We start from the raw sequence: 11,070 nt of genomic DNA, 5'->3' as shown, positions 1-11,070 counted from the left end.
TTGCTGATCGTAATAATTCTAAATCTTTATTATTTTAATAATATTTGGTAAAATAGGTACTTCAGTGCTTCGGATTTTTCTTTTAAAGTCAGAGCTGTTAGTGGGTTGTGCATTGCTTTGGGGGTGTTGTTGTGAAGGTTTTTATAGAATTAGGTTGGTTTTTTAAACAGGAGAAAAAAGCGTACATATCAGGAATCCTTATTTTATTATTTGTGGCGATTCTACAGCTCGTGCCGCCAAAAGTAATAGGAATTATTGCCGATCATATTAATAATGGCTCGATAACGAAAACAATGCTGGTTGAATGGGTATTCGTACTGATTGCCTCGGGTCTAGTGATGTATATTTTACGATACTATTGGCGGATTATGATTTTTGGTTCATCTGTTAAGTTGAGCAGAATTCTCCGGGATCGTCTCTATCATCACTTCACCACCTTGTCCCCATCCTTTTATCAAAAAAGTCGGATTGGTGATTTAATGGCCCATGCTACCAATGATCTATCAGCCATTCAACAAACAGCAGGGTCGGGGGTATTAACGCTAGTGGATTCCCTCTCAACCGGAGGATTCGTGATCCTGGCGATGGCCTTTACAATCAGCTGGAAGTTAACATTGATTTGTTTGATTCCAATGCCCTTTATGGCGTTGTTAACGAGCTGGTTTGGGACGATGCTCCACAAGAGCTTCCATAAGGCACAAGAATCCTTTTCGTCTTTAAATGATAAGACGCAGGAGAGTATTTCTGGGATTAAGGTAATTAAAACATTTGGGCAAGAGCAGGAAGACATTGAAGATTTCCGGAAGCAATCAGAGGATGTCGTCCGAAAAAACATTGTTGTCGCCAAAATAGATTCCCTATATGACCCAACAATCTCGATTATTGTTGGAATTTCCTTTTTCTTATCGATTGCCTTTGGTGCAAAGTACGTCCTTAATGGGGAGTTAACAATTGGAGAATTAATTTCATTTACTACTTACTTAGGTCTACTTATATGGCCAATGCTGGCATTTGGTTGGTTATTTAATATTGTGGAACGAGGGCGTGCTTCCTACGATCGTGTCGCCACACTGCTAAGAGAACAGGTAGAAGTTACGGATGACGCACAGGCCTTAGATGTCGTTCCAACAGGGGATATTCAGTACAGAATTAGAGAGTTTACCTACCCTGGGGAAACAAGACCTATTTTAAAGAATATTGCTTTTGATCTACGAGCGGGCGAGACCCTTGGAATCGTCGGAAAAACAGGTTCGGGTAAGACGACTCTCTTAAAGCTGCTTATTAGAGAGTTTGAGGGATTTAAGGGGGAGCTATTGTATGGAGGAAAACCGATACATGCCTATAAATTAGAAAAACTACGACAAGCCATTGGCTATGTTCCTCAGGACCATTTCCTTTTTTCGGCAACAATTGCTGAAAATATCGCTTTTGCGAATCCAATGGCATCGAAGGAAGAAATTGAAAGTGCTGCAAGCTTAGCCAATATTCATGAAGATATTCTCCAATTTACAGAGGGGTACCAAACCATTGTTGGAGAAAGAGGCGTATCATTATCAGGCGGACAAAAACAAAGAATATCAATAGCCCGCGCCTTACTCATGAATCCTGAGGTGTTAGTTTTGGATGATTCCTTGTCTGCTGTTGATGCGAAAACAGAGGAAGCGATTCTAACTTCGTTGAGACAAAATCGTGAAGGGAAGACAACGATCATTACCTCGCATCGCTTAAGTGCCATTCAACACGCCAACCTGATCCTTGTGTTGGAAGATGGAAGCATAATTGAGCAGGGGACCCACGAAGATTTGATGTCTAATGAGGGATGGTATAAGGAAATGTATTTACACCAGCAACTAGAAGAGCTGGTTGAGCATGGAGGACAATAACATGGAAGTACAAGCACAATTAACGGAACGGGAGCAAAAAAAGGTATTGGCTCGTCTTCTTTCCTATACAAAACCGCATAAAAAAATGATCAGTGTCGCCTTTGTCCTCTTGATCCTGACGACCATTGGTGATATTGTCCTCCCGATTTTAGTGAAGATCTTTATTGATGATTATTTGACCCCGGGGAAGCTAGAATTTCGACCACTCTTCCTGCTCGGAACAATTTACATGGGCATTCAAATCATCAAGGCCATCCTGTTATTCTTTCAGTTTGTGAAATTTCAGGAAATAGCCCTATATATTATTCAACAACTCCGAATCGATGTTTTTGCAAAGGTCCAATCGCTTGGGTTAAAGTATTTTGATCAAACACCAGCAGGGAGTATTGTCTCAAGGGTAACTAATGATACAGAAGCAATAAAAGACATGTTTGTTACGGTCATTGCTACGTTTATCCAAGGGGCATTTTTATTGGTGGGGATATTCGTTGCGATGTTTATCTTAAATGTGAAACTGGCTTTATTCTGTCTAATCATAATCCCCATTTTATTATTTGTCATGAACTTATACAGAAAATTAAGCTCGCGGTTTTACCTTGATTTGCGAGAGCGACTAAGCCAGTTAAATGCTAAACTGGCCGAGTCACTTTCAGGAATGGCGATCATTCAAATCTTCCGCCAAGAAAAGCGTCTCCGAAATGAGTTTGGACGTATCAATGAGCAGCATTACAATGCTGGGATGAAAAATATAAAAATTGATGGACTCCTCCTAAGGCCAGCCATAGACCTCATTTATATTTTCGCGCTTATCATTGTCCTAAGTTATTTTGGGATTACCTCATTTCAACATAGCGTGGAGATTGGCGTGATCTATGCGTTTATCAACTATCTAGACCGCTTTTTCGAACCCGTTAATCAAATGATGATGCGGCTTTCCTTATATCAGCAAGCGATCGTGGCTGGTTCACGTGTCTTTAAATTATTGGATGAAGAAGAAATCGCGCCATCTCAAAAAAGGGATCATAAGATTTCTATTGAAGAAGGATTAATTGAGTTTAAGAATGTTAGTTTTTCTTATGATGGTCAGCGTGACGTACTAAAGAACATTTCTTTTACGGCTAATCCTGGGGAAACGGTCGCACTTGTCGGTCATACGGGAAGCGGAAAAAGTTCCATTATTAATCTAATGATGCGATTTTACGAATTTGAACGTGGGGAGATTTTCATCGATGGGGAATCGATTCGGAATTTTACAAAGGATGAGCTCAGGGTGAAAATGGGCCTTGTTCTTCAAGATCCATTTTTATTTTATGGGACGGTCAGGGATAACATTCGTCTCCATAACGAAGGTATTACTGATGAACAAGTCCAAGAGGCGGCAAGGTTTGTCCAAGCTCATATATTTATTGAGCAGTTGAAGGATGGGTATAGCCACAAGGTAGTGGAGCGAGGGGCTACTTTTTCAAGTGGGCAGCGGCAGTTGATTGCTTTTGCGAGGACTATTGCCGCTAATCCTAAAATTCTCGTCTTGGATGAAGCGACAGCCAATATTGATACAGAAACAGAAGAAGCGATTCAAACGGCATTAGCAAAAATGCGCAGAGGACGAACGACAATTGCGATCGCCCACCGTTTATCCACGATTCAGGATGCTGATTTAATTCTCGTCCTGCATCAAGGAGAGATTGTCGAGCGGGGCACACATCAAGAGTTATTAGCACTGAGGGGGCTGTACCATAAAATGTATCTTCTCCAAAATGGGGCAGTTGAACGATTTGAGGATGTTATAAATTAGTAGAAAAAAGCCTGGGTCACCAGGCTTTTTGGATGCTCTACACTATTTGGTTGGTAAATAGAAGATGTCAGTTAAGATTAACTAGCAGAAGAGGGGAATTTTTGTATATATATTCTATTATATTCGTTTAAAAGATGATCAAGTTCCTGACTGTAACGAATTGCTACGGAGGAAGTTAAGCCGCTCGTACTAGCTACTTGAATTAATTCAGCTCGTTTTTTTTCAATTAGTTTAATTAAATCCTGTTTGACCACGGCCGAGATCCTTTCCGGAATAACTCCTATGATAAAAGTAAAAACAGAATGGAAGACTTCTAAAACAGCATTGTTTTACTAGTATAACCTATATTGTAAATTACTTCAAAGTAATTTGTAAAAAAATATCCATTCTAGGTGGTTCTTTTTGGAAAAAGTGAATATTATTTGAATATGGTATTACTGAGACACAAAATATTCAAGGTAATCATTATCTTTTGAGGGAAGTTTTTGTTAGAATGTAGAAGTATCGACTATTGTAGGAGTGTTAATATATGTCTGATGTAAATATATTTTTAGCATTAGGGGCAGGCTTTTTAAGTTTTATTTCTCCGTGTTGTTTACCACTTTATCCAGCATTTTTATCTTACATCACCGGAATGTCTGTTGGTGAAATAAAGAGTGAAAATGCTATGCTTCAAAAACGGAGTTTGCTACATACGTTATTCTTTTTATTAGGATTTTCTATTATTTTCATTGTCATCGGATTTGGAACTTCCTTCTTTGTCGGCCGATTTTTTGTTGAATATAAGGATTTAATTCGTCAGCTTGGCGGAATATTTATCGTTCTGTTTGGCTTAATCATCGTAGGTATCTTAAATCCACAGTTTTTGATGAAGGATCGCCGGTTTGAATTCAAAAATCGCCCGTCCGGATATGTGGGCTCTGTTTTAATTGGGATGGCCTTTGCTGCCGGATGGACACCTTGTACCGGACCAATTCTTTCGGCAGTTATTCTGCTAGCGGCATCAAACCCTGGCTCTGGGGTGGTATACATGTTGGCTTATTCTTTAGGCTTTGCCATACCATTCTTGATCTTATCGTTCTTCGTCGGCAGAATGAAATCGATTCGGAAACACAGTGCAAAGATAATGAAAATCGGCGGTTATATCATGATTGTCATGGGAATTGTCCTTTTCTTTGACTGGATGACAAAAATCATAACCATTTTCCAAGGTATGTTTGGTGGTTTTACTGGATTTTAACCTTCCTTCCCATTCTATAATTCGTAATCTTAAAGGGAAGGTTGTTTTACTTTCTATTCCGATTGCGATAAAAAAATCACATCAATATAGTGTTAATTATTATATCCAATTTCATCATTTGAGATATAATGGGTAAGTAAATAATTAGATAAGGGAAGAATGAATCCATGAACTACGTTGTTGTTTCTTCAATAGGTGCAGTTTTTATGGGCTTCATGGTTCTATTTGTCCGCATGAAAGCTGCAAAGAAACCTACAAATGTGAAAAAGATAATTTTACCGCCATTTTTTATGTCGAGCGGGGCACTGATGTATTTTATTCCCGAATTTCGACTTACCTCCATGGAAGTATTAGAGGCAGTGATTCTGGGGATGTTATTTTCAATCTTATTGATTAAAACCTCTAAGTTTGAAATTCGTGATCAAGATATATATTTAAAGCGCTCAAAGGCATTTATTTTTATCTTAGTTGGATTATTAGTGGTACGGCTAGTGCTAAAATCCATCCTAAGTAGTACGATTGATATCGGACAGTTAAGCGGGATGTTCTTCCTACTGGCATTTAGTATGATTGTTCCATGGCGTGTGTCGATGTATCGTTCGTATATGAAATTGTATCGAGAGTTACAAAGTACGAAAAGCAAACACTGATTCTTTGGAGTCAGTGTTTTTTATTTTGGAGAAAAATAAAAAACCGTCTGTTGAGACGGTTTAGAATAAATGTTCATAAGGTGTAACGTCAATTTGATTTTGGAAAAGTTTCTTTCGTAAGAATTTATGATCACGTTTAGGGGTTGCTTGAATATACCCGCGGATCACAAGTTCTTGAGTGATTTGGTTTGCCTTTTCATTTACGGCTAGTTCGCCAATTTTTCCCGCAATTTTATGTCGAGCGACATCACGGAAAAGCTCAGGAACGGGTTGGACTAAATCTTCAAGAAGAGCCTTCTCTTCATCTCCCCACAGGTGCCGTGACTCATTTACATAATGCTCTTCCCAGTCCATGACGGATTTGCCATCTTCTTTTGGCATCTTTTTTAAGAACTTGCGGAACATAAAGAATCCACCGATGGAAAAAGAACCAATCAATATTACTGTCCAAAATAAGATAAACCATAAAAACCAACCTTGAAGCATGTTTTTCACCTACAAAAACCGATTTGTTTATTTTCTATTATAGTCTGTTTTTAGGATTAATGACAAGTTTTCGTCACAATTTCAGTAGGTGATTTGGTAGGAGGGGGTATTAGTCCATTGCTAACGGTGTCGAAAAAATGACAAATTGGCTAATTTGATTGATTAATACTATATTCCACTGTATTATAATTTAATGTAAGAAGGGTTAGTAAGTTTGCTAATTCCCCTAGCATTTAAACTGAATTATTTTCTACGGGGCTGAATGGGGTACTGGTGTCCTCCACAGTCTTCAAAACTGCTTGTGACCTGCGTGCCAGGTCAGGTGGGTTCGATTCCCACACAGTCCCGCCAATTAAGTCAACAATGGCAATGGTTTGTGATGATTTTTAACCTTTGCTTAGATTAATACTTACATAGGGATTTCCCACGCAGTTTTCTGTCAGTTTCACGAAAGACCGTTGGAGACTGGGATTCAAGACTGGTTAGGACTTATCAAGAAACTGTTCGGTTCGTAGCTCGCTTAATTATTATTAAGGGGGTTTTTTGTATGCAAAGAAAAGTTAATCGAAAGTTTAAAAGGGAAACGTCTGTATCGAATGTGAATATCAGTCAGGACTCTTACACCATGAGTGAAATGTTCGAAAGATTCATGCTTCTAAAGAAATCAGAGGGCTTAGCCCGCCGAACCATTAAGGAGTATTACATTAATTATGATTATTTCCTTCGGTATACTTGTGGTGACTTAAAACAAAAAGAAATGAGTATGGAGCTTTTTTGTGGATGGATAAGTCATATGGCAGAGGAGATGGAGCTCGCTCCTGCCACAATAAACATTAGAGTGAGGACAATGCGTGCATTCGTTCGTTTCTGTTATGAGGAAAAAGGATGGATTTCAGAGCCTATTCATAAGCGTTTTAAGCCTGTTAAGGCACCAATTGATAATGTTGAATCCCTGACACCAGAAGAGATAAGAAGATTGATTGGAGTAATTGATGATAGCTCTTATACGGGATTTCGAACAAAGGTTATAGTTTTTGTTTTGCTTGATACAATGGTTCGAGTGAGTGAATTAGTAGATATAAAGCGACAAAATATTGACCTTAAACATGGCTTAATACAGCTTGAGGCAGCTGATACCAAGACTAGAGTGGCCCGTGTTGTTCCACTATCCTTGAAAACTATTAAAATACTGGAAGATTATTTGCAGGAAACAGCAGAATTCGGGAGTGAATATGCATTCCTAACATATGAAGGTGAGAGAATGTCGGAAGCGACAGTCAGGGATAATTTATCCTTATTCGGAAAGGTAGCGCAAATAAAGAATAAAAGGGTTAGTCCGCATACATTTCGACATACAGCAGCTTTATTTTATATTTTGAATGGTGGGGACCCATTCTCACTGCAAAGGATTCTTGGGCATTCACATATGAATATGGTAAGACGCTATATACAAATGACAAATACAGATGTTCAAGTTCAACATAACTCGTATTCACCTGTAAACTACCTTTTTAAGTAAATGATTTAAATACTACAGAGCCGTCATTTAAGTTTAAAGCGGCTCTTTAAATTTGTTGAGCGTTACAAGGTACTTACTTTTCCTACGGATTCTTTGTTTGAAGTGAAAGGGCCTGGAGTGGCCCCGTGTTATTCTTCTCCGTCGACTTCTGTAGCGGTAGACCCAACAGCCAAGTCAATCATCTTGTTCCATGCTTCCTGCTCCTCTGGGTTCATGTTTCTTGGTGGACTGTAAGTAGTCTGCACGGCTTGTATAATCTGCTTCTGTAGAACTTTGCGTTCTTCTAATGAAGGCATCTGAGCCTTCTCCCATTCCTTCCTGCGTTCTTCCTGCTTTTTGCTTTCAGCCAACAAACTCCTGTAGTGTTCTTGGCGGCGTAGTAGCTCCTTACGCACAATCCCCATATCCAAGGTTTCTAGGAATGTAAATTTCGCAAACTTGATATCAGCCGTCAGATTGTCCGTTACATAGGTACGCTTGGCCACACGGTAGTATTCAACATTCAACCAACGTGCCATATCTGAGCGGTATATACGAGAAGCTTCCGCAGCAAACAGATAATTGGGTACCGTATTGGCATCTGGATTAATCAGTTGATAATGAGCAAGTATCCTGTCGAAGAATTTTTTCCACTCGGAACGAGCTTCTGCATCCTTCTTAATTGCATAGGTGCCAGTCATCCATTCGCCAGTATTCTTACCTTTTACTCGGTGGCTTTTAGCGCAGTTGGGGTCATCCATCCAGATATAGCAATTTTCCTTTAGTGAGTCTCGGATGCGGCGGATTGTAGACTTTACGCTCTCGTAATCCTGATTATATTTCTCAGCAAGCTCTTGGGTGATTTCGGAGGTGAACTTCACTAAGATGCCATCCCCATTGTTATAGACATCTCTACTTTCAACAAGGATTTTGAGGTACTCCTCACCCCATTCTCTATAAGACATGGATGGAATCAGAATCAAACTCCAGAATCTAGCAGGTATCATGAATGTGTATGTTGCCTTCTTACCTCTACCTTGTGTGGTAACTTCCAGCATGCCCATGTCTCTGAGCTTATCCACTCTGTCTCCTACTATCTGGTTAAGTGCGTGGTCGGTACTCCACTTAACGAAGCTACAGAATTGCTCATGATTCAATGTTACTTGGTTCATCAATAGATTCCTCCTTAAAAACCCCCTTATTTTGACCCTTAGTAGTAAAGTGAGATAAAGGAAGTACTTATATATAATAAGAGTCAGGTTGAGGGGGATTTATGTGTTAATTATCTCCCCTCGTCTCTTAAATGATGCGTGTATTATTCTAAGCAGAAAGGTAGAAACCAATCAGCCTAATAAAACTATTCAATGCAAGATGACTGCCAGCACCTATCTATTTACATTAAAGACGGTCTCCATTTAGGTGGTAGGTATCTATTGCCCCACAGCCATTTCTCTAACTGAAGGAGCATAAGCATACGCACCATAATTCATAAGGGGGAGGAGGTGTCTTACTGATGCCAACTCATATGGATAAGGAGAGTGATTCCTCCACCTAAAAAATTGTGTCGGGCTCTTACTACTGGTCGAATGTCAAATACCATAAAGCAGAATGTCTCTACAAACATGATGGGATACTGCGGGAGAAACCAAGTGTCAATATGATTATTATAGAAATAATTTCATTATATAAGCAAAAAAATAGCTCAGATTCCTGTGAGCAGTAATATCCCTATTAATGGTTCGGATGACGTTCCATGCCCACCCATGGTCTGAAAATGACCTTCGGCTGACCTTAGTTGCTACTTCATGCCCCAAGGATAGTGAGCTGCCATTTATGCATCCCAATCGCAGAACCCCGTAAGCCCATAAGAGACGCACAACCCACAAGTCAGTCAAGGGTTGTTCCGCTCCGCTTCACAAAACTTTTTCAAAACGCTTTGCTGAAAAACTTCAAGCCCGTTGACAGTCTTGCCCTCACCTGCTGCTGTCATCTTACCGACGAACACCAACTCAATAGGCTGTTTATAAATCTTCCGTCAGTCTTTCTAGTGTAACAGGTGAGGGGAAGAGAGGACATACAAATTTATTACTTGCCCATTTAAGACCCTGGACTCTGTCCAAACCTGACCTCTGAAACCTCCCCCTCAATAGGTATAAAAAACCCTTAGCCCCTTTTAGGATAAACAGGGAGTACATCTGTAATAGGGTCTTTGTGGGGCTGGAGTTGGGTGTCTGTTAACTATGAAGGAGTAAATGCAGTTTATCCCTATGGAGAATGCCAGCATTTGTATACGCACTTCATTTGCTTCTCACTGGCTTTGTGGTAAATCAGGATTCATGTCTTGTTGTTTCTGTTAGTCAATTACCTGTTTGTAGTCAGTCATTGTTATTCCTCTTATTGGTCTACTGGTCCGACAAACTCTTTATCGGAATACATTTCACGGTAAAGGTAGTTTTCGACCTTTTCACGGTATTTGTAAGGGATACGTCGTCGTCCATTCTCTACTTCCGAAAGAGTGGATACACCCATACCAAGAATATTAGCAAGCTCTGTTTGATTAAAGTTGTCATGAACTCGCTTTACCTTTATTTGACGATTAATCGGTAAGCTTCCAGCGTCAACTATCGGTTGTTTATTGTTTTCTAATGCTCTTAAAAGAGAATCTATCTCTTCTTGAGTAACCATTTATCATCATTCCTTTAAGGTTATTATTATGTCGCCCCACAAGAGAGCAACGGAGGGAGGATAGACCAGGGTAAACTCGTCTAAATGCCTTGTACAAGAACATCTAAACCATTTCGCAAACAAATTACAATAGATTCTTTCTACTTTTTAGAAAAAAATTCTCTCCATTGATTAAGAAATTCAGCAGCTTCCGATAGTGTAATTTTAATAGAGAAACCAGTTATTAAAATGGATGTTTGAAGCAAATAAAGGAGATGAAATGATTTAAGGTTAATTGAATAAGTAGCAAAAAGACTGTCAAAGACAGTTTTTTATTTTTGATGTTAAAAAATACACCTTAAATAAATATGATATGTCCATGAAAGCGAGGTGTATTAATTTGGAAAATTTCGTAGTTGAGAATGTAATTGAACCTGCAATAATCATGAATGAACTAACTGGAGATAAACCAGGTGACACAACAATGAACGCTGCATTTCTAAAACTTATTAAAGAGATGGGGGGTTCCCCTTCAATTTTATTTTCACTAAACAAATAGTGACATAATTTAAAAGTATTGATACTAATTTAAGGAGGTGTTGCAATAACCAAACTAAAGAAATGCATTGAATATGAAGGAGGTGAGTGTTAGAAAACAACCTATAGTGGAGGAAAGTATATGTTAACATAAAAAGCATCAAATGCAGCCCCTAGTGCGTTTTGCATTCTAGTGCTGTTTGTATGCACAGAAAAATGAGCCGTCAGAACGAACTCATTAAATACCAAGTAAGTACATCATGCAGAAAAAATTCAAAATCAATCAATCGGAGGGACATTTGTCTCTCCTTTTTTTT

Annotated in this window: 11 protein-coding genes and 1 tRNA gene; 8 read left to right on the top strand and 4 right to left on the bottom strand. The window is 39.1% G+C overall.

Features of this window, described 5'->3' with window-relative positions; genetic code table 11:
- Positions 1–131 precede the first annotated feature (131 nt).
- Both TY15_RS22030 and TY15_RS22025 read left to right on the top strand, forming a co-directional pair.
- Entirely contained in the window at positions 132–1,883 is a 1,752-nt protein-coding gene (locus tag TY15_RS22030; protein ID WP_040205119.1) for an ABC transporter transmembrane domain-containing protein, read from the top strand.
- A gap of 1 nt (position 1,884) precedes the next feature.
- Entirely contained in the window at positions 1,885–3,678 is a 1,794-nt protein-coding gene (locus tag TY15_RS22025; RefSeq protein ID WP_040205120.1) for an ABC transporter ATP-binding protein, read from the top strand.
- Positions 3,679–3,755: 77 nt separating this feature from the next.
- Here the strand turns inward: TY15_RS22025 and TY15_RS23880 are convergent, their stop codons facing one another.
- Positions 3,756–3,932 carry an aspartyl-phosphate phosphatase Spo0E family protein gene (locus TY15_RS23880; protein ID WP_074432859.1) on the bottom strand — a complete coding sequence of 59 codons (177 nt, stop codon included), beginning with the start codon at positions 3,930–3,932 and terminating at the stop codon, positions 3,756–3,758.
- Between the two features lie 275 nt (positions 3,933–4,207).
- Here TY15_RS23880 and TY15_RS22020 point away from each other — a divergent pair, with 275 nt between their 5' ends.
- Together TY15_RS22020 and TY15_RS22015 are read left to right on the top strand one after the other, a co-directional pair.
- The gene (locus TY15_RS22020) at positions 4,208–4,918 is read left to right on the top strand and encodes a cytochrome c biogenesis CcdA family protein (RefSeq protein ID WP_040205121.1); all 711 of its coding nucleotides are present in this window, start codon (positions 4,208–4,210) and stop codon (positions 4,916–4,918) included.
- A gap of 167 nt (positions 4,919–5,085) precedes the next feature.
- A complete protein-coding gene (locus tag TY15_RS22015; RefSeq protein ID WP_040205122.1) occupies positions 5,086–5,568 on the top strand; it encodes a CcdC family protein in 483 nt (160 codons plus the stop codon).
- Between the two features lie 60 nt (positions 5,569–5,628).
- Here the strand turns inward: TY15_RS22015 and TY15_RS22010 are convergent, their stop codons facing one another.
- Positions 5,629–6,054, bottom strand: coding sequence for a DUF2621 domain-containing protein (locus tag TY15_RS22010; protein WP_040205124.1), 426 nt, complete (start codon positions 6,052–6,054; stop codon positions 5,629–5,631).
- A 254-nt stretch (positions 6,055–6,308) separates the two neighbouring features.
- Here TY15_RS22010 and TY15_RS24530 point away from each other — a divergent pair.
- Together TY15_RS24530 and TY15_RS22005 are read left to right on the top strand one after the other, a co-directional pair.
- A tRNA-Sec gene (locus TY15_RS24530) sits at positions 6,309–6,405 on the top strand.
- 196 nt (positions 6,406–6,601) lie between these two features.
- A complete protein-coding gene (locus tag TY15_RS22005; protein ID WP_040205125.1) occupies positions 6,602–7,573 on the top strand; it encodes a tyrosine-type recombinase/integrase in 972 nt (323 codons plus the stop codon).
- Positions 7,574–7,701: 128 nt separating this feature from the next.
- Here TY15_RS22005 and TY15_RS22000 read toward each other — a convergent pair whose 3' ends face one another.
- Positions 7,702–8,724 carry a hypothetical protein gene (locus TY15_RS22000; protein WP_040205127.1) on the bottom strand — a complete coding sequence of 341 codons (1,023 nt, stop codon included), beginning with the start codon at positions 8,722–8,724 and terminating at the stop codon, positions 7,702–7,704.
- Between the two features lie 103 nt (positions 8,725–8,827).
- On the opposite strand from TY15_RS22000, the gene TY15_RS24525 reads away from it, so the two are divergent.
- Positions 8,828–8,971 (top strand): hypothetical protein, encoded by a 144-nt coding sequence (locus tag TY15_RS24525; protein WP_157042285.1) that lies wholly within the window; start codon positions 8,828–8,830, stop codon positions 8,969–8,971.
- A 975-nt stretch (positions 8,972–9,946) separates the two neighbouring features.
- On the opposite strand, the gene TY15_RS21995 is transcribed toward TY15_RS24525, so the two are convergent.
- Complete coding sequence (locus TY15_RS21995) at positions 9,947–10,237, bottom strand: helix-turn-helix domain-containing protein (protein ID WP_040205128.1); 291 nt, start codon at positions 10,235–10,237, stop codon at positions 9,947–9,949.
- A 379-nt stretch (positions 10,238–10,616) separates the two neighbouring features.
- Between TY15_RS21995 and TY15_RS24520 the strand changes: the two genes are divergently transcribed.
- On the top strand, positions 10,617–10,775 hold the full coding sequence (locus TY15_RS24520; protein ID WP_157042284.1) for a hypothetical protein: 159 nt from the start codon (positions 10,617–10,619) through the stop codon (positions 10,773–10,775).
- Positions 10,776–11,070 lie beyond the last annotated feature (295 nt).

The sequence above is a fragment of the Neobacillus jeddahensis genome (genome assembly GCF_000612625.1).
Taxonomy (GTDB): domain Bacteria; phylum Bacillota; class Bacilli; order Bacillales; family Cytobacillaceae; genus Neobacillus; species Neobacillus jeddahensis.
The sequence above is the reverse complement of the archived record's forward strand: the minus strand, read 5'-3'. Positions and strand labels throughout refer to the sequence as shown.

Bases quoted from the DNA above. Each gene is read 5' to 3' on its own strand.
- TY15_RS21995 (WP_040205128.1), bottom strand. From the start codon at position 10,237: ATGGTTACTCAAGAAGAGATAGATTCTCTTTTAAGAGCATTAGAAAAC.
- TY15_RS22005 (WP_040205125.1), top strand. From the start codon at position 6,602: ATGCAAAGAAAAGTTAATCGAAAGTTTAAAAGGGAAACGTCTGTATCG.
- TY15_RS22015 (WP_040205122.1), top strand. From the start codon at position 5,086: ATGAACTACGTTGTTGTTTCTTCAATAGGTGCAGTTTTTATGGGCTTC.
- TY15_RS22025 (WP_040205120.1), top strand. From the start codon at position 1,885: ATGGAAGTACAAGCACAATTAACGGAACGGGAGCAAAAAAAGGTATTG.
- TY15_RS22000 (WP_040205127.1), bottom strand. From the start codon at position 8,724: ATGAACCAAGTAACATTGAATCATGAGCAATTCTGTAGCTTCGTTAAG.
- TY15_RS22010 (WP_040205124.1), bottom strand. From the start codon at position 6,054: ATGCTTCAAGGTTGGTTTTTATGGTTTATCTTATTTTGGACAGTAATA.
- TY15_RS22020 (WP_040205121.1), top strand. From the start codon at position 4,208: ATGTCTGATGTAAATATATTTTTAGCATTAGGGGCAGGCTTTTTAAGT.